This window comes from Actinoplanes subglobosus, assembly GCF_042650585.1.
Taxonomy (GTDB): Bacteria; Actinomycetota; Actinomycetes; order Mycobacteriales; family Micromonosporaceae; genus Actinoplanes; species Actinoplanes subglobosus.
The window spans coordinates 461,165-479,488 of sequence record NZ_JBHSBL010000028.1 but is presented as its reverse complement, the minus strand read 5'-3'; the positions used below and the strand labels follow the sequence as shown (position 1 = coordinate 479,488).

15 protein-coding genes and 1 pseudogene are annotated in these 18,324 nt (G+C 70.4%); 9 read left to right on the top strand and 7 right to left on the bottom strand.

Annotation, left to right across the window (positions count from 1 at the left end; genetic code table 11):
- Nucleotides 1–87 precede the first annotated feature (87 nt).
- Both ACFO0C_RS42530 and ACFO0C_RS42525 read right to left on the bottom strand, forming a co-directional pair.
- A complete protein-coding gene (locus tag ACFO0C_RS42530; protein WP_378072526.1) occupies nucleotides 88–1,287 on the bottom strand; it encodes a sporulation protein in 1,200 nt (399 codons plus the stop codon).
- A 24-nt stretch (nucleotides 1,288–1,311) separates the two neighbouring features.
- A pseudogene (locus ACFO0C_RS42525) lies at nucleotides 1,312–1,536 on the bottom strand (transporter associated domain-containing protein); the annotation flags it as partial.
- A gap of 338 nt (nucleotides 1,537–1,874) precedes the next feature.
- Between ACFO0C_RS42525 and ACFO0C_RS42520 the strand changes: the two are divergent.
- From ACFO0C_RS42520 to ACFO0C_RS42490, 7 genes are all read left to right on the top strand, one after another.
- A complete protein-coding gene (locus ACFO0C_RS42520; RefSeq protein WP_378072525.1) occupies nucleotides 1,875–2,555 on the top strand; it encodes a response regulator transcription factor in 681 nt (226 codons plus the stop codon).
- Entirely contained in the window at nucleotides 2,552–3,844 is a 1,293-nt protein-coding gene (locus ACFO0C_RS42515; protein ID WP_378072524.1) for a sensor histidine kinase, read from the top strand. Before ACFO0C_RS42520 ends, ACFO0C_RS42515 begins: the two co-directional genes overlap by 4 nt.
- 89 nt (nucleotides 3,845–3,933) lie before the next feature.
- The gene (locus tag ACFO0C_RS42510) at nucleotides 3,934–4,857 is read left to right on the top strand and encodes an STM4015 family protein (protein ID WP_378072523.1); all 924 of its coding nucleotides are present in this window, start codon (nucleotides 3,934–3,936) and stop codon (nucleotides 4,855–4,857) included.
- Complete coding sequence (locus ACFO0C_RS42505) at nucleotides 4,857–5,939, top strand: STM4014 family protein (protein ID WP_378072522.1); 1,083 nt, start codon at nucleotides 4,857–4,859, stop codon at nucleotides 5,937–5,939. The genes ACFO0C_RS42510 and ACFO0C_RS42505 overlap by 1 nt, the downstream gene beginning before the upstream one ends.
- Nucleotides 5,927–6,724 (top strand): STM4013/SEN3800 family hydrolase, encoded by a 798-nt coding sequence (locus ACFO0C_RS42500; RefSeq protein ID WP_378072521.1) that lies wholly within the window; start codon nucleotides 5,927–5,929, stop codon nucleotides 6,722–6,724. Before ACFO0C_RS42505 ends, ACFO0C_RS42500 begins: the two co-directional genes overlap by 13 nt.
- Entirely contained in the window at nucleotides 6,721–8,145 is a 1,425-nt protein-coding gene (locus ACFO0C_RS42495; protein WP_378072520.1) for an STM4012 family radical SAM protein, read from the top strand. The genes ACFO0C_RS42500 and ACFO0C_RS42495 overlap by 4 nt, the downstream gene beginning before the upstream one ends.
- A 161-nt stretch (nucleotides 8,146–8,306) precedes the next feature.
- Nucleotides 8,307–9,149, top strand: coding sequence for an STM4011 family radical SAM protein (locus ACFO0C_RS42490; protein WP_378072519.1), 843 nt, complete (start codon nucleotides 8,307–8,309; stop codon nucleotides 9,147–9,149).
- A 504-nt stretch (nucleotides 9,150–9,653) separates the two neighbouring features.
- Here the strand turns inward: ACFO0C_RS42490 and ACFO0C_RS42485 are convergent.
- From ACFO0C_RS42485 to ACFO0C_RS42475, 3 genes are all read right to left on the bottom strand, one after another.
- Complete coding sequence (locus ACFO0C_RS42485) at nucleotides 9,654–10,634, bottom strand: DUF6745 domain-containing protein (RefSeq protein ID WP_378072518.1); 981 nt, start codon at nucleotides 10,632–10,634, stop codon at nucleotides 9,654–9,656.
- Between the two features lie 578 nt (nucleotides 10,635–11,212).
- Nucleotides 11,213–11,530, bottom strand: coding sequence for a hypothetical protein (locus ACFO0C_RS42480; RefSeq protein WP_378072517.1), 318 nt, complete (start codon nucleotides 11,528–11,530; stop codon nucleotides 11,213–11,215).
- 233 nt (nucleotides 11,531–11,763) lie between these two features.
- Entirely contained in the window at nucleotides 11,764–13,743 is a 1,980-nt protein-coding gene (locus tag ACFO0C_RS42475) for a serine/threonine protein kinase (protein ID WP_378072516.1), read from the bottom strand.
- A gap of 46 nt (nucleotides 13,744–13,789) precedes the next feature.
- Here ACFO0C_RS42475 and ACFO0C_RS42470 point away from each other — a divergent pair, with 46 nt between their 5' ends.
- Entirely contained in the window at nucleotides 13,790–14,515 is a 726-nt protein-coding gene (locus ACFO0C_RS42470) for a PP2C family protein-serine/threonine phosphatase (protein WP_378072515.1), read from the top strand.
- Between the two features lie 138 nt (nucleotides 14,516–14,653).
- Here the strand turns inward: ACFO0C_RS42470 and ACFO0C_RS42465 are convergent, their stop codons facing one another.
- Entirely contained in the window at nucleotides 14,654–15,847 is a 1,194-nt protein-coding gene (locus ACFO0C_RS42465; RefSeq protein WP_378072514.1) for an endonuclease, read from the bottom strand.
- Nucleotides 15,848–16,027: 180 nt separating this feature from the next.
- Between ACFO0C_RS42465 and ACFO0C_RS42460 the strand changes: the two genes are divergently transcribed.
- Complete coding sequence (locus ACFO0C_RS42460; RefSeq protein ID WP_378072513.1) at nucleotides 16,028–16,822, top strand: alpha/beta hydrolase; 795 nt, start codon at nucleotides 16,028–16,030, stop codon at nucleotides 16,820–16,822.
- Here ACFO0C_RS42460 and ACFO0C_RS42455 read toward each other — a convergent pair.
- Nucleotides 16,819–18,324 (bottom strand): LuxR C-terminal-related transcriptional regulator (locus tag ACFO0C_RS42455; protein ID WP_378072512.1); only part of this gene is annotated, 1,506 nt, incomplete at its 5' end. The genes ACFO0C_RS42460 and ACFO0C_RS42455 overlap by 4 nt on opposite strands.

The window sequence follows — 18,324 nt, the reverse complement described above, 5'->3', positions numbered from 1 at the left end:
GGGGCCAGCACCGCGATCTTGTGGAAGTCTTCATGACGAGTGAAGTCGACAAGATCGCGAGTGAGTGCGGGCCCCGGTCCGGAAGGGTTAGTCCTCGCCCTCGTCGCCGCCGTCTTCGTCGTCGAAGACCTCGTCCATGATCTCGCTCGCGACGTAACCGGCGGCGAGGCCGCCGACTACGCCCATCGCTACGCCACCCATGCCGGAGCCGCCGCCACCGTGATGCTGCTGCGGATAGTGGCCGTGGCCGTGCTCCGGCCCGTAGCCCGGCTGACCATGCCCGGAATGTCCATAGGCGGGCTGCCCAAAACCAGGCTGGCCGTAGGCGGGTTGGCCAGGCTGGCCGTAGGCGGGCTGGCCGTAACCCGGCTGGCCCGACTGAGCGTGGCCCAGCTGAGCGTGGCCCAGCTGAGCGTGGCCGGTCTCAGCGTAGCCCGGCTGGGCGAAAGCAGGCTGACCGTGGCCGGGCGGGCCGTAGGGTGACGGCGGCGCGTACCCCGGGAGGGACTGGCGGTGTTCGACAGCCTGCCGGACCCAGCCGTCGACCACACCGGCCCAGTCGGTGGTGTCTGCGTCGGCATGGGACACCGTGTAACGGCCGAAGCTGTCGTGGCCACCGCCGCCGAACATGTCGCTGCGCTTGTCGAACTCCAGGATCACATCGACCTGGTGCGGGCTGGTCACGAAGGTCAGCTCGACCTCGTTGACGGCCTGCGCCCACTGCTGCGGCGGGAAGAACTCGATCTCCTGGTAGAACGGCAGGGTCTGGTGAACGCCGGCGATCTGGCCGTACTCCAGGTCGGCGGACTTGAAGACGAAGCCGAGCCGGTTGAACGCGTCGAGGATGCGCTGCTGGACGGGCAGCGGGTACACCTGGACCGCGTCGAGATCACCCTTGTCGACGGCGCGGGCGATGGACACCTCGGTCCGCACACCCATGACCATCCCGTGCAGCGGCTGACCGTACACCGCGGTGATCGGGGTCTCCCACGGCAGGACCAGCTGGAACGGCAGGGACAGATGCTGGCCGGCGGCCAGGTGCAGCGGACCGCTGACGGTCAGGCGGTGGAACTCGCCGGTCGCATGATGGTCGCCGTCGCCGGTCTCCACCTCCATACGGGTGACCAGACCGAGGGTGATGTGCTCGATCGCCGCCTCAGTGCTGCCGCCGATGAGGTTGACCTGCCCGGTCAGAGGCGCTCCGGGCTGCGCGCCGGGTTGGGAGAGCACGGTGTCGACACTTGGCCCACCGACTCCGAAGGCACCCAGCATCTTCTTGAAGACCACGACATTCTCCGATCAAAACCACAGTTAATGGTACGAACGTAACGAGCCGTCCTGAATAGCCGCTGAATGGATTGCCAGGGGTTTCGGAGAATCGGCCGGCCGCATTCTGAGCCGGGTGATGGCCCGTCCGGTGATCTCGACGACCTCGGCGGTGTGCCCGTCGATGCGGACCGTCTCGCCGGGGACGGTCGGGATGTGCCCGAGCCGGGCCAGCGCCAGACCCGCCACCGTGGTGTAGTCGCCGGCATCGGTCTCCCGCAGCGTGATGAGCACGATCCCACTACCCGAACGCAGCACCAGCACCAGCACCACGACCAGGACAGCCTGCCAGCCGTATCCGCCCACGGCGGACGTCGACTCCCTCGTTTCTAGCCTTCGACAATGTCCCGGAACCGTATCCGGCCTTTTTGAGAAAAAATGGAGTCGGAGCCGTACAAAATTGATTTCCTGGGGTTACCCTTGCCGTTTCCTTGCCTGACCCTGGCGCTGTTCTGGCCGATTCCGAAGCGATCTCACAGCGAGGAGGCGGTGACCGTGGTGCCCGGCACGGCTTCTATAGTCGGAACCGGGCTGCTGAAGGGATGAGAATGCGGGTGCTCCTGGTCGAGGACGACGACTCGATCGCGGTGCCGTTGGTGGAGGGCCTGGCTCGGTACGGGATCGTCGCACGGCACGTGACCACCGGCGCCGAGGCATTGGCCGCTCCCCCGGTCGACCTCGTTCTGCTCGATCTGGGGCTGCCCGACATCGACGGTGTCGACGTGTGCTGGGAGCTCAATCGGGTTCGCAATGTTCCGGTCATCATGCTGACGTCCCGGCGCGGTGAGGCCGATCTGGTCCGTGGTCTGGAGGGCGGGGCCGACGACTATCTGGCCAAACCGTTCAGCCTGCGGGAACTGGTCGCCCGGATCCGGGCCGTCGACCGGCGGTCCCGTGCCACGGCGATCGCGCGGACGACCGATGACGCGGCTACGGAACCGGATGTCCGTACCGTCGGAAGTCTGGTCGTCGATCGGGCGTCCCGCGAGGTCAGCGTGGGTGGGAAAGCGGTGGCGCTGGCGCCGAAGGAATACGACCTGCTGGATATGCTCGCCGATCGGCCCGGTGTGGTGGTGTTGCGCCAGAAACTGCTGGAAAAGGTGTGGGCGACCGCCGAGGGCCGCGGGAAGACCCTCGACTTCCACATCGCGGCGCTGCGCCGGAAACTCGGTGACCCGGCCTGGATCGAAACGCGCCGCGGAGTGGGATTCCGGCTCGTCGCGCAATGACCCGCCGTCTCGTTCTCACCCATTTGACGCTGGTGCTGATGGTGCTGGCCGCGCTCGCCGTCCCGCTCGGCTATCTCTATCAGCACAGCGAACAGCAGCAGGCACTGCGCCAGCTGGAACGCGAGGCCGAGGTGCTGGCGGCATACGTCGACGCCGAACTCGACGAGGACGATGACGACGGCGTTCAGCAGATCGCCCGGGAATCGGCCCGGCGATGGCGCGGGCAGGTCGAATTGTTCGACGCCCGCGGCGGCCTCGTATTCAGCACCCTCGCCGTCGATTCCGGCGGACCGGCGATGATGTCGGCATCGGTTCCGGTCAATGCGGGAAAGCCCGATCTGGGTACGGTCCGGGTGAGCGTCCCCGGTGATCCGGTCACCGATCAGGTGCACCAGTTCTGGGCGCTGCTCACCGGCGCGGCGATCGCCGTCCTCGCGGTCAGTGTCGCCGTCGCCTACGCGCTGGCCAGCTGGATCAGCAAACCGGTCCGGGCGCTGGAACACGCCACGCGCCGGCTCGCTGACGACACCGGTCCGGCCGTCGTCCCCGGCGCGGCCGGGCCACCCGAGCTCCGGCGTCTCGCCGACACCTTCAACCGGACCGCCGCCCGGCTGCACAGCGTCCTCGAAGCCCGCGGATCCTTTGTCGAGCACGCCTCCCACCAGCTGAAAAGCCCTCTGGCAGCGTTGCGGCTGCGGCTGGAGAACCTGGAACCGGACGTCGCTGCGCCGGGTACCGCGAATCTGGACGCCGCCCTCGGTGAGACCGAACGCCTGGGCAAACTCGTCGACACGCTGCTCGACCTGACCCTCATCGAACGCCGTGAGGAGTCTCCGGAACCGGTCGATCTGGCCGCCGAGGCCACCGAACGCGCCGCCATCTGGCAGCCGCTCGCCGCCGAACGTGATGTCACGGTCCGCGCCGACGTCGACGGTCCGGTGTGGGCGATGTCGGTGCCCGGCACCGTCGAGCAGATCCTCGACAACCTGATCTCCAATGCCCTCAACGTGGCCCCGCCCGGCAGCCTCGTCCGGCTGACCGCCGGCACCGCCGGCGGGTGGGCCGAACTGCACGTCGCCGACGCCGGGCCCGGTCTTCCCGCGGCTCAGCGCGAGCAGGCGATGGACCCGTTCTGGCGGGCGCCCGGAGCCCCCAAGGGTGGCAGCGGGCTGGGCCTGGCTCTGGTGCGCAAGCTGGCCGAGGCCGACGGCGGTCACGCCCGCCTCGACGCCGCCGACCCCACCGGCATCGACGCCGTCGTCACCTTTCCGGCGCACGCCGGCCCCTGAGGGGGTTACGCGCGGCGCGAAAGTGTCGGTGGGGGCTGCTAGGTTCTCGGCACTGTTCGGTGAGCGTCGTTACGGACCAGGGGAGTCCTGTGGGCATTTACGAGTACGTGGAGACCTTTGCCGGCCTGCCCGTGGTCGCGGCCGACGACACGGAGGTGACCGTCGCCGACCCGTCAGCGGTCGCGTGGCGGATCGACATGGAGGACTTCGAGGCCGATCCGGAGGAGTTCGAGGCCGCGTTCACCCAGCTGCTCGATCGCACCGGGCCGGGCGGGCCGACCGCCCTCGTCATCGGCGAGTGGGGCTCGGCCTACGACACCCCGTTCCCCTACGAGCTGCTGACCTCGCACGCCGGCCGGCTGAGCGCGCTGCGGGCGCTGTTCATCGGGGAGATGTCCGGGGAGCAGTGCGAGATCTCCTGGATCAACCAGGGCGACATCACCGGTGTCCTCGATGCGCTCCCGGCGCTGGAGCGGCTGTGGATCCGCGGTGCCGCGGGCCTGTCGCTGAAAGCGGTCCGGCACGAGGGCCTGCGTGAGCTGGTCTTCCAGTCCGGCGGCCTGCCGGTCGAGGTGGTGCGCGCGGTCGGCGCCAGCGATCTGCCCCACCTGACGCACCTGGAGCTGTGGCTCGGCGTCGGTCAGTACGGCGGCGACGCCCGCGCCGACGATCTCGCCCCGATCCTGGCCGGGCGGTCCCTGCCCGCGCTCACCCACCTGGGCCTGCGCAACGCCGAGATCGCCGAGGAGGTGGCGGCCGCCGTCGCCGCCGCGCCGGTCGTCGCCCGTCTCACCGAGCTCGACCTGTCGCTGGGCGTGCTCGGCGACACCGGCGCCGAGACGCTGCTGGCCGGCCAGCCACTCACCCACCTGCGCCGGCTCGACCTCAGCCATCACTTCATGTCGGAGGAGATGGCGCAGCGTGTGGCCGACGAGCTGCCCGGTGTCGACGTCGACGTCTCCGACCGCCAGTCGGAGCGGGAGTGGGGGCGCTACACCGCGGTGTCGGAGTAATGCGCCTCGCCGTCGTCGGTAACCCGTCGAACCGGCGGGTCGCCCTGTTCACCGAGGCCGTTCTCCGGGCCGGGCTGCCCGCCCCGGAGGTCCATTCCTGGCATTCCGTCCTCACCGGTGGTCCCGTTCCCGGGCCGGGCACACTCGTGCGCGTCGAGTCGCCCGGGGAGGATGCCGAGGTCGACCGGTTGCTGCGGGAGCTCGGGAGCGGGCGTCCGGCGACAGCGGCCGAGCACGGGGAGATCGTCGGGACGGCGGCGGCGTTCGCCGGACTGCGGGCGGCGCTCGGCCGTGTCACGGCCGGTGGCGGTGTGCTGCTCAACCAACCCGGCGACATCCTGATCATGTCCGACAAGCCACGCTGTCACGCTCTGCTGTCCGCGGCCGGCATCGCGGTGCCGCCCGCGCTGCCGCCGGTGCACGACTACGCCTCGTTGCGCGCGGCGATGGCCGACACCGGCTGGAGCCGGGTGTTCGTCAAGCCGGCGCACGGCTCGTCGGCCTCCGGCGTCCTCGCCTTCGCCACCGCGGGCCGGCGGGTCACCGCGACCACGTCGGTCGAGCTGGCCGGCGACAAGATCTTCAACAATCTTCGGGTACGGCGTTATGACGACGAAGCCTCCATCAGAGTGATCGTCGACCGGCTGGGTCCGGACGGGCTGCACGTGGAGCGGTGGTTCCCGAAAGCGTCGCTCGGCGGCCGGGTGCTCGATCTACGGGTCGTCGTGATCGCCGGCGAGCCACGGCACATCGTGGTCCGGGCCAGCCGCTCCCCCATGACCAACCTGCACCTCGGTAACGCTCGGGGTGACGTGGCGACGGTCCGTGCCGCCGCCGGCGAGCGGTCCTGGGCCGCGGCGATGGAGACGTGCGCCCGAGTCGCGGCCTACTTCCCGGGGACACTGCACGCCGGTGTCGACCTGATGTTCCGCACCGGGTGGCGCGATCACGCGGTCGCCGAGGTCAACGCGTTCGGTGACCTGCTGCCCCGCGTCCTGGCCGGCGGGCTCGACACCTACGGCGCGCAGGTGGCCGCGCTGGTCGCCGGCTGGACTCCCGCGGGGGTGCCGTGCGCGAGCTGATCGGGAGTCATGACCTGCTGTTCGTCACCCTGGACACGTTGCGGTACGACGTGGCGGTGGCGTGTCTGGAGGGTGGTCGGACGCCGTACCTCGCGAAGGTCCTGCCCGGCGGGAAGTGGGAGCGGCGGCACACCCCGGCGAGTTTCACCTACGCCGCGCATCATGCGTTCTTCGCCGGGTTCCTGCCGACACCGGTGACGCCCGGGCCGCACGAGCGGCTGTTCGCGGCGCGGTTCGGCGGGAGCGAGACGAGCGGGCCGGGCACGTTCGTCTTCGACGCCCCGGATCTGCCGGCCGGGCTGGCCGCCGCCGGGTATCACACCGTCTGCCTGGGCGGCGTCGGGTTCTTCAACCCGGCGGCACCGCTGGGCCGGGTGTTGCCGGGGCTGTTCGCCGAGGCGCACTGGGAGCCGGCCTTCGGCGTCACCGCGCCGGACTGTTTCGGCGCCCAGATCGACCGCCTCACCACGATCATCGACGGCCTGCCACCGTCGCGGCCGCTGTTCAGTTTCGTCAACGTGGCCGCCCTGCATCAGCCCAACCGCCACTACGTGCCCGGCGCCACCGACGACGACACGGGCACCCACGCGGCCGCCCTGGAATACGTCGATGCGCGCCTTGATCGACTTTTCTCCCTGGTCACCGGGCGAGGCCGGCCCTGCCAGGTGATCATCTGCTCCGACCACGGCACGCTGTACGGCGAGGAGGGCCACACCGGCCATCGCGTCGCCCACGAGTCCGTGTGGACGGTTCCGTATGCCGACTTCATCCTGGACGCCCGGTGAACCTCGACTCCCCCTATCAGGGTTACCTCTACGCCTATCCACACAAGACCGCCTACCGGCGGCTCGACCCTCGGCCGCTGCTGCGGGACGTATGGGCGGCCGAGCCGCAGACTTCCCTTTTCGGGTACGTGCATCTGCCGTTCTGCGAGATGCGGTGCGGCTTCTGCAACCTGTTCACGCGCGCGAACCCGCCTGACGAGCAGGTCACGGCCTATCTGGCGCAGTTGCGTCGACAGGCGGCGGCGGTCCGGGACAGTCTGGATGCGTCGGTGTCGTTCTCGCGGCTCGCGATCGGGGGCGGGACGCCGACCTATCTGACGGCGCCGGAGTTGGAGCAGTTGTTCAGCATCGTCACCGACACTTTCGGTGCCGCAGCCGCTTCGCCTTCGGCTGTGCCGCTTTCCGCTTCGCCCCCGGGAGTACCGCTTTCCGTTTCGCCCTCCGGAGTAGCGCTTTCCGCTTCGCCCTCCGGAGTAGCGCTTTCCGCTTCGCCCTCCGGAGTACCGCTTTCGGTGGAGACGTCGCCGGCTACGGCTACGCCGGATCGGCTGGCGGTGCTCGCGGCGCACGGGACCACGCGGATCAGCATCGGCGTGCAGAGTTTCCTGGACGCCGAGGCCCGGGCCGCCGGGCGACCACAGCATCTCACCGAGGTGATGGCCGCGTTGCAGGCGATCCGTGACGCCCGGATCCCGGTGCTCAACATCGACCTGATCTACGGCATCGACGGCCAGACCGTCGAGACCTGGCAGCACTCACTCGACGAGGCGCTGCGCTGGCAGCCCGAGGAGCTGTACCTGTATCCGCTCTACGTCCGGCCGCTGACCGGACTGGGCCGCCGGGCCCATGCTCGCGCCGACTGGGACAGGCAGCGCCTCGACCTGTACCGGCAGGCCGTCGAAGTGCTCACCGCCGCCGGATACGTGCGGCACTCGATGCGCCAGTTCCGCCGGGCCGACGCCCCGGTCCCGGACGGCCCCGACTACTGCTGCCAGGACGACGGCATGGTCGGATTGGGCTGCGGGGCCCGGTCATACACGACAGACCTCCACTATTCGTTCGATTACGCGGTTGCGGTGCCCGAGGTCCGGGCAGTCCTCACCGATTACCTTTCCCGCCCGGCAGACGATTTCCGGTACGCCGAGTTCGGCTTCCACCTCGACGCGATCGAACAGCGCCGTCGCTGGCTACTGAAGTCCCTGCTCCGCGCCGAGGGGGTCGACCCCACCGCCTACCGGGAGCGCTTCGGCACCGATCACACCGGCGACTTCCCGCAGCTCATCGAGTTGGTCGACCGTGGCTGGCTGAACGAGCCGCGAACCGTCCTCACCCCAGCCGGCTTGGACCGCTCCGACGCGATCGGCCCGTGGCTGGTCTCCGGCGAGGTCCGCGAGGCGATGGGAGCCTACATCCCGCGATGACCAGCCCCGACACCCGCGACCACCGGCCCACCCCGGCGCCGGATGCCGATGGCCGCCCGCAGCTTGCGGTTACCGCGGTCCGGGGCCCGCGGCCTTCCCCGAAGGTGGCGGCGTCTGCTCACGTGGGGCCGTCGGTTGCCGGCGGACGTGACGATCTGTATGTGCTTTATCGCGGCCCGCTTGCGAGCTGCAACTATGACTGCCCCTACTGCCCGTTCGCGAAGCGGGTTGATCCGCCGGAGCTTTTGCGCGCCGACCGGGCCGATCTCGAACGGTTCACCGGATGGGTGGAGGCGACCACCGACCGGCGGCTGTCGGTACTGTTCACCCCGTGGGGCGAGGGGCTGACCCGGTCCTGGTACCGGGACACCATCGTCCGGCTCTCCCACCTGCCGCACGTGGCGCGCGTCGCGATCCAGACGAACCTGGCGGCCCGCACCGGCTGGCTCGCCGACGCCGACCCGCGGGTGGCGGCACTGTGGGCTACCTACCATCCGGGTCAGGTGACGAGGGAACGGTTCCTCGACCGCTGCCGGGAACTCCTCGCCCTCGGGGTCCGGTTCTCCGTCGGCGTGGTCGGGCTTCCCGAACACCACTCCGACGCTGTGGCGCTACGGGAAGCCCTGTCGCCTGAGGTCTATCTGTGGATCAACGCCGCCGAGGGACACGTCTACTCCGCGGAGGAGGAAGAACGCTGGACCGCCTTGGACCCCCGATTCGGTGACAGCGTCCGGCCACACCCGTCGCTCGGCCTGCCGTGCCATGCCGGGGAGACCGCCATCTCGGTCCTCGGTGACGGCACGGTCCGCCGATGCCACTTCATCAAGGATCCGATCGGCAACCTGTACGACGGCAGCTGGCGGGCCGCACTCCAGCCACGGCCGTGCACCAACACACTCTGTGACTGTCACATCGGCTACATCCACCTGAAGCCCTTGGGACTCCGCGACGTCTACTCCGAGGGCCTCCTCGAACGCATCCCCGCAGCCTGGCCTCTCACCTGACAGGGCCCGCACCACCTGACCTCCCCGCGCGCCGGTGCGTGCCAGCCAAGCGATGGGCGCGGCGGGTGCGGGCCGTGGGGCGATGTGGGCGTGTCGGCCGCAGCCGGGTCAAAAGCGCGACCGAGCCAAAGCGCGGGCGTGTCAGGCGCGCGGCCGAGTCAAAAGCGCGACCGAGTCAGCCGCGAGCGTGTCCGGCGCGCGGCCGGGTCAAAAACACGGCCTGGTCAAAAACACGGCCTGGTCAAAAACACGGCCGAGTCAAAAGCGCGGCCGAGCCAAAAGCGCGACCGAGCCAAAAGCGCGACCGAGCCAAAAGCGCGACCGGGTCAGCCGCGGGCATGTCCGGCGCGCGCCTGGCGGGACCGCACTTGACCGGAGCGCGCCGAGCTGACGGCTGCCGAGGCGCGGGAGCGCCCCGGCGCACCGATGCAGGCGGAGGGCATGCCGAGGCAGGCCGAGGGCACGCCGATATGGGGCGGCAGGGCGCGCCGGGCCGGCCGGCGGTCAGGTTTGGATCAAGGGCTGGTACTCCTCGGCGGTCAGGCCGAACGTCCAGGCGACGCCTTCGCGGGCGCTCCGGGTGCGGGGTGGGACCCGAAGCCAGTAGATGCGGCTCGTGCCGTCGGGCTCGGGTGTCGAGTTGACCACCTCGACCATGACCAGGGGCTCGTCGCCGGGGAGATCGAGATACCACAGCGTGCCGGTCTCGTCGGAGCCCATCTTGCGCGCGCCGGCGTCGCGCAGGTATCGGTCGTAGCCGTAGTGCTCCAGCATCACCCGCCGGATCTCCGCGTTGTCCTCCTTGCGGATGCGGCCGATGGTCAGCTTCGGCAACTCGGATGCCAGGTCCGCCGGGATGGGCATGCCACGCCAGGCCCACAGCCCGTAGCCGTCGGGGAACTCCAGGGCGGCGCCCTCGCCACGGTGCAGGCGGCCGACATTGTCGCGGGTCAGGGTCGACGGGCGCTCGGTGAGGACGGCGACCTTCTCGTTCGCCCACCACCAGCCGGCGTGGCGGGCGACCGAGGCGAGGCCGGTCAGCCCGGACATCAGGTCGGCGTCGGGGCACAGGCGGTCGGCGGCCTCGAACGTGGACAGCCACGTGCCGTCATGCTGTCCGTAGATCGCGTCGAGCACCGGCATCCGCATGGCCCGCCCGTCGTCACCGGGGAAGTCTGCGGCCAGGTCTTCCCCGAGCCGTGCCCGGAGCCGACCGGCGATCAGGTCCATCACCAGGGCCCACGAGCGGCGGCCCGCAGCGGCACTGAGCTGCGCCCAGCCCTCGCTGCCGAGCGCCTCGACGGCCGCTTTCCGGGCGGCCGCCCACGGCTCGGTCCGCACCCTGCGCCGCATCGACGGACCCGCGGTCTCCCCCGGCGTCCAGCCCTGTCGCAGCAGCTCAGCAGCCACCTCGGCGAACCAGGCGGGACCGAAGCCGTCCGCCCGGTCGACACCGGGCTGCGCCGAGGCGCCAAGCGGAGACACCGCAACGGAGGACGACACCGGCGAAGTCGGGGCGTCAAAAGGGGACGCCCCAACGGAGGACGCCGGCGAAATCGAAGCGTCAAACCGGGACACCGGAGAAATCGAAGCGGCAAACGGGGACACCGGCGAAGTCGAAGCGTCGAGCGGAGGCACCGCAGCGGAGGAGGGCTCCGGGGAGGAGGGCTCCGGGGAGGAGGGCTCCGGGGAGGAGGGCTCCGGGGAGGAGGGCTCCGGGGAGGAGGGCTCCGGGGAGGAGGGCTCCGGGGAGGAGGGCACTACGGAGGCCGCGGCGGAAGAACGCGCGGTGGGGACGGGAGACGTGAGGGAGGGCGGGAGCGGCGTGGGGAAGGCGACCCGGCCCGAGAGCAACGCCATCGCCGCTGCTCCGGCGCGCGGTGAACCGAACCAATAGATCCGGTCGGGAGCCTCAAGTCCGGCCAGGTGATACGACTCCCGTACAGCAAGGGTGGCGGCGTCTCGCATCGCGGCGCCGGTCTGGACCGCGGTGGCCAGCCACTGGTCTTCGATGGCCGCGGCCATCGCCTCCTGAGCGTGGGTCAGCTTCATCTCTCGCTCCCTCAGTCCGCAACCGGGCGGAACGCGCCCGGAATGTACTCACGCTGGCGCACCACCCGGTAGTGACCGGATGGCAGGGAGATCGGCCCGTGCTCCTCGTGGGTGACCCGCCCGTGTGACGGCACGTCGATGAACATGCTCTCCGGATCGTCGAGGTCGGCGAGCAGCTGCAGGCCCGGCCCGCCGACGACGTGGGCGTGACCGGTCGCCTCGCCGCGCGCCAGCACCATCCGCCCCCGCCTGTCGCGGGGAACGGGCGCGCACGCCGGCACCTCGCTCTGCGGAACCGGAATCATCAGCACATCGCCCTGCCGGTACATCCCCGGTCTCCCCTCACCGCCGACCTTGACGCGCGGAACGCTACCGCCGGGGTCCGACATTTTCGGCCGCACGCCGTCCGACCTGCGGAAAGCCGGGGTCCGACATTGTCGGCCGCACGCCATGCGACCTGCGGAAAGCCGGGGTCCGACATTGTCGGCCGCACGCCGTCCGACCTGCGGAAAGCCGGGTCCGACATTGTCGGCCGGACGCCGTCCGACCTGCGGAGACCGGGTCAGCGGAGATTCATGCGGGCGACCGCCGTGACCTTGCCGCCGCGGATCGTGACGAGCGCGGGAAACGGTGAGGGCTCGTCGATGATGGTCGAGAACTCCTGGAAACTGACCGCGCACGTGCCCGCCAGTGTCGCCGGGTCGGTGCATTTCCGCTTGTCGGGCCGGTAGTCCAGGTATTCGGGCCGGGCAGCGATCGGCAGGCTGACCTGCATTCCGCTGGCCACCGGCACGTATTTGCTGTCGCATTTCGGCGAGCTCTGTTCGAGTCGGCGGCAGTACTCGGCACCGGTCGGATATTCGGCGGGTTCGGCGATGGCGACCCGCCCGCGGTCGTAGACCATGTGCATGGAGGCGACCAGGTCGGCGTCGCCGGTGATGAAGTCCGGCGTCCGCGGTGTCACCGGGTCGGCACCGGACCGTAGCTCGGCGTCGGTGTAGGTGACCATGCCGCCCGAGGCGCCGAGCAGTACCCGCCCGCTGACCAGCGACGACTCGTCGAGCGGGCCGGTGAGGACGTCCTCGCCGTCGATACGGAGGGTGACGTCACGTTCGCCGGTGACCACCTGGAGAAGGTGTTCCGGCCCGACGTCGGTGCTCCGGCGAGCGCTGGCGAGCGGCGTCTCCTCACCGTTGACCCGAGCGGACAGTTTGACCCGGTCCGGGCACACGACGGCCTGGTACGAGTCGGGGAAGAACTCGTCGTTCCCGGCCCGGAACCAGATCGTGGCGCAGGATCTCCGGTCGCCGAGGACGGCCCGGACACCGACGTTCTGGCTGGGTGGGAAGACGGTCCGCTGGTAGTCGCCGCACATCATGGCGTTGTCGGAGGCCGGGGTCACCCGCAGCCCGCTGGTGTAGGCGCATCGGCCGTTCTGGGTCTTGGCGGCGGTGAAGAGGCTGTCGGTGCCCAGCGAGTCGAACAGGGCGGGACCGGTGACGGTGGCCGGCGGTTCGGGGTCGGGTTCGGGCTGGGACAGCGACGGGCGCAGCGCGACCCCGGCGGCGACCGCGACCGCGACGGCGGTGACGGCCGAGGCGGCGGCGATCATCGCGAGCCGTCCGCGGCCACGGCGCTTGCGGGGGCCGGTCTCGAAGCGGCCGGACTGCTGGGCGGCTTCCGCGGAGCGCTGCAGCTCGACGGGGAGCGGTGGGGCGCTGGGTGCCCCGGTGACGAGGAGCCGGTCGAGCATTTCGGGGGCGGTGGGCCGGTTCTCCGGCTCCTTCTCCAGGGCTGCGGCGACCAGTTCGGCGAGGTACGGCGGCAGGTCACCGACCCGGGGCGGCTGGGTGAGGATGCGTGCGGCCGTGACGGCGGGACTGTCACCGCCGAACGGGGTGCGCCCGGTTCCCGCGAACGTGACGACGGCGCCCCAGGCGAACACGTCGACGGCGGGTGTGGGCAGCCGGTCGGTGTCGGTGTCGAGGCGTTCCGGCGCCATGTAGGCCAGCGTCCCCACGACCTGGTCGGCGCGGGTGTGGAAGCTGGTCGGGTCGAGCGGCCGGGCGATACCGAAATCGATCACCTTCGGCGTGCCGAGGGCGAACAGCACGTTGCGGGGTTTGAGGTCGCGGTGCACGACGCCGGCGCCGTGGATCGCGGCGAGCGCGGCCGCCACGCCGACGGCGACACCGTGCAGGCTTCCCCCGGTGAGGGGTCCCTGGTCGGCGACGACCTCGTCGAGGCTGGGACCGTCGACATATTCGACGACGAGGTACGGCGTCTCGTGATCCGGATCGGCGTCGAGCACCTCGGCCGTGCAGAACGGCGGCACCTCACGGGCCCGGTTGACCTCACTGCGGAACCGGGCACGGTATTCGGGCTCGTGCGCGTACTCCGGGCGGATGACCTTGACCGCGACGAGCCGCCCGGCCGGGTCCTCGGCCAGGAAGACGGATCCCATCCCGCCCGTGCCGAGTCGGCGCAGTGTCCGATATCGGCCGATGCTGAGAGGATCGGTGGGTCGCAGTGGATCTGCCACGGGATGGCAACCTACCGCAAACGGCCGCGAGATCTAGCCTGCGGTCATGGAGTTGACGGCCGTTGAATGGGTTCTCGGGCAGAGGTTACTCACGGCGACGGCGGGTTCGGTCGTCGGTAATCGGTATCCGGCCAACTTCGACGTGCTGCATCTCGACGGGGCACGTCCGCTCGCGGTGGTCGCCGACGGGATGGGCGACGGTCCGGGCAGCACGGCGGCGGGGCGGACGTCGGTGGACGTCTTCGTTCGCGAGACGGCGAACGTGACGGCGGCGGGTCTGCGGTCCGCGGTGGCCGAGGTGCAGCGGGCGGTGCGGGACGCCGGGCGGGGCATCGCCGACCTGACCGGGTGCACGCTGACCGCTTTCGCCGGTGGCCCGGACGGTTCGGCGTGGCTGGTGCAGCTCGGTGATTCACGGGCGTACCGGTTGCGGGACGGCGTGTTCGAGCTGCTCACGTCCGATCACACGGCGGCCTGGCTGGGGATTCTCAACGGCTGGTATGCGGCGGACTCCCGGGAGGCGTTCCGCGACAGGCATCGCCTGACCCGCTACGCGGGACATCCCGACATGCCGGAGCCCGATCTGCTCAACGTCAGCCTGCGTCCAGGTGACCGATTCCTATTGTGTACGGACGGAGTCTCCGACCAGATCCACGATCGACGTCTGGCCGCGGCCGTGGCTGACCGGACGACCGTGGCGGAGTTGCTGGCCGAGACGCTGGACAACGGCGGAGACGACAACGCCACCGCCGTGATCATCCAGGTCGCTTGATCCGCCGCGACACCGGCACTTCCGCCGATACCGGCGTTCCGCTCCCGCACCGCGGTCACCCACTGGGAGTCGAAGGCCACGGAGTGCGGCGCGGCCACCGCCTCGAAGGAGACGGTGGCCGCGCTCTGGGGGGCCGGGTCAGCCGAAGATCGAGGCGACCCACTCCGGGTGGTCGATGAACGGGTTGCGGTTGTGCTGGTAGGTCGCGTAGATCGTCTGGTTGCGGGCTTTCTCCGCGGCGTCCGGCGGGTCGGCGTTGTGCCAGGCGATCAACGTCGAGAGCTTGCCGGTGTAGGGGACGCTGCCGTTCCCGGTCACGTTGTTGACCTCGAGGTCGGCGAAGCCGTCGTCGCCGGAGTACCGGACGGCCATGTAGAACACCATCCGGGCGACGTCGCCCTTGACCGCCGCGCGGGGCTCCCACGAGTCGGAGTCGGAGTAGTTCCCGGACGCTCCGGAGACCGCGCTGCCGCCGTTGTCGAAGTCGAGGTTGCCGCGGAGCGCGTTGATGGTGACGTCCTCCGGCCGCAGGTGGTGCAGGTCGGTGCCGGGGCCGGCGCTGGTGCCGAAGTCGCCGTGGGACTGCGGCCACACGTGCTCACGGTTCCAGTTGCCGGAGCTGCCGCCGTTGAGGGTCTTGGAACGGCTGATCCCGGAGTAGAACAGTTTCACGTTGGACGAGTTGGACGGGTCCTGGTCGGTGACCTTGAGGGCCTCCCACACACCGTCGTACGACAGCTTCGTGATCCCGGTCGACGTGATGGTGTGCAGCGCCGACTTGAGGTTGGTGCCGGACTTGCCGAGAGCCGACGCGTAGTAGGTGTCGGTGGTGCTCGACGCCGTCGGGGTGGCGGTGGCCGTGGATGTCGCGGTGGGGCTGGTGGTGGAGCCGGTCCCGAGGCTCATCGCGGTCGGCGACTTGAGGCCGGCGTGCGAGAAGTACGCGGTGAGCGTCCCGGTGACGGTGAGCTGCTTGCCGATCAGGGACGGGTTGGTGAGCAGCCCGAACGACGACCGGTACGAGCTGGTGATCTGGACGTACAGCATGCTGCCGGTGCTGGTCTGTGACGCGCTATCGGCGATGGCCAGGGCGGTGTCGCCGGTGAAGCTGCTGAACCGGACCGTGTTGGTGGCGGTGGGTTCACCGACGATGTATCCGGTGACGGTGCCACTGGCGCCGGTCTGGCTGCTGATCGCCTGGGCGACGGTCAGCGAGGCGGCGGCTGCGGGCTGGGGGAATCCGAAGACGGTGACGGTGGCGACGAGGATGCCTACGAGCGGGGGGATCAGCAGCGCGACGATGCGCCGATGTCTGGTGGTGGGACCGGGCATGGGGGGCTCCGTTCGCACAGGCTGTATAGACAAGCCTCAGTGTGGGCGAGCGGCCGGGGAGGGGGTTCATACCACTTCGGTCATACGCAGAATCCTGTGAGGTTCTGCCGGATGTTCTGCCTGGTCCCACGAAAGTGCCGCTGTTTCGATGAGGAGACCGCGACAAGGGAGCACACGCACATGAGCACGATCGTCCTCATTCACGGTCTCTGGGTCACCCCGCGCAGCTGGGAGCAGTGGATCCCCTACCTCCGGGCCAAGGGCCACACGGTGATCGCGCCGGCCTACCCGGGTTTCGAGGTGGAGGTCGAGGCGCTGCGGGCCGATCCCACGGTGATCGCCGAGCTGACCGTGCCGGAGACTGTCGCCCATCTGGAGAAGGTGATCACCGCGCTGCCGGAGAAGCCGATCCTGATCGGACACTCCTTCGGCGGGACGCTGACGCAGCTGCTGATGGACCGGGGCCACGGCGCGGCCGGTGTGGTGATCGACTCGGCGCCGCCGGAGGGCATCCGGGTGACGCCACCGTCGCAGCTGAAGTCGCTCTTCCCGATCCTGAACAACCCGGCGAAGCGGCATCAGGCGGCCGGCTTCACCCAGGAGCAGTTCCACTACGCGTTCACCAACACGTTGCCGGAGGACGCGGCCCGGGAGACCTACGAGCGGTACGCGATCCCGGCCCCGGGCAGCTGGGTGTGGAGTTACGGCCTGATCGCCAACTTCAAGCCCGGCAAGCAGGAGACCTGGGTGGACTTCCACAACGCGGACCGGGCGCCGCTGCTGTTCATCGCCGGCGGTAAGGACCACATCATGCCGCCGTCGGTGAACCGGTCGAACGCCAATCACTACAAGGCGCCGGGCACCGTCACCGAGTTCCACGAGTTCCCGGAGCGGTCACACTGGACCTGCGGCGAGCCGGGCTGGGAGGCCGTCGCCGACTACGCCCTGGAGTGGGCGCTGCGGCACGCCGCCTAAGGCCGGAGGGCCCCGGCGAGCTGGGCTCGCCGGGTCACCCCGAGCTTCGGGTAGATGCGGTAGAGGTGTGACCCGACGGTGCGGTGCGACAGGAACAGCCGCTCGGCGATCTGCCGGTTGGTCAGGCCCTCGGCCGCGAGCGTGGCGATCTGCAGCTCCTGCGGCGACAGCTGCTCGCGTGCCGCCGACACGCGCCGGCTGCTGGTTTCGCCGGTGGCCCGCAGCTCGGCCCGGGCCATCTCGGCCCACGGCTCGGCACCCAGCGTGTCGAACGTCTCCCGGGCCGATCGCAGCAGGTCACGGGCTTCGGCAGCGCGGTGGCGGCGGCGCGCGAGACGGCCACGGTGCAGTTCGAGGCGGGCCCGGTAGAGCGGCCACCGCGCCACCACCGGACCCATCGGGGCGTCGTCGAGGATGACCGCGGCATATTCGGCGGCCACCGTCATGATCGGCGCCGGAATCCCCCGGGGCAGGTCCGCCACCAGAACGGCCGCCTCGTCCAGCCGTTGCGCGGCCAGGGCGGCGTCGAGCAACTCCGGAACCAGCCACCACCGCATGTACCGGTGGTAGGTGGGCGACGCCGGGTCGAAAGCGCGGGCCAGTACGGCGTACGCCTGCTGATTCTCCCCGCGGAAGAGATGGACCAGACCGCGTGCCTGGACCCGCGCGGAGTGGATGTAGCTCATGCCCGCCGCGAGCGGGCTGGTGGCGACCTCGTCGAGGAGCCGCTCGGCGGTGTCGAGGTCGCCGCGCATCGCGGTGATCGCGCCGGTGCTGGTGCGGGCGGCGACCGCGTAGAACGCCTCGCCGGTGTCGCGCGCGAGCACCCCGGACTCGGTGAGTTCCGCGATCGCCTGGTCCCAGTCGCCGAGCCACAACCGGCCCCAGTTGGCGCTGGTCAGCAGCCGGACGATGACCGCCATCCGGCCTTGGCCGCGAGCGTCGGCGATCGCCGCGTCCAGCCACGCCGAACTGCGCTCGAAGTCACCGAGCACCAGCGCGGCGCTGCCGAGGAACCGCAGCGTGTCGGGGCCACCGGTGGCCGCGAGGCGGTGCAGCCGCTCCAGGATCTCCGCGCCGCGCTCCTCCGGGACGGTGTAGGCGATCAGCGCGAGCGCGAGCGGATCGTCGCCCTCGGCGGCGGCGAGTTCCGCGATCCGGGCCCGCGCGTCGGCGGTCTCCGGCCCGGTGGCCTGGAAGAAGCAGCGGGACGCGGCCCGCCACAGCAGCTGGAGGAAGACCTGGCGGCTCCCGGCGTCGCGGGCGGCGACGGCCCGGTCGATCAGCTCGCGGACCCGGGACGCCGGGTCACGGAACTGCCCGAAACGCACGACTTCGAGCACGTTCGCGAGGCGGGCCGCCTCGATCGGCCCGAGAGCCGAAAGATCACTCTCGGTGAGGAGCCTTTCGACCTCCTGGCGGGCGCCGATCTCACTGGCGAGTTCGGCGGCGCGCAGCACCAGCGCGGTGGCGGCGGCCGGCTGTCCGGTCAGCTCACCGGC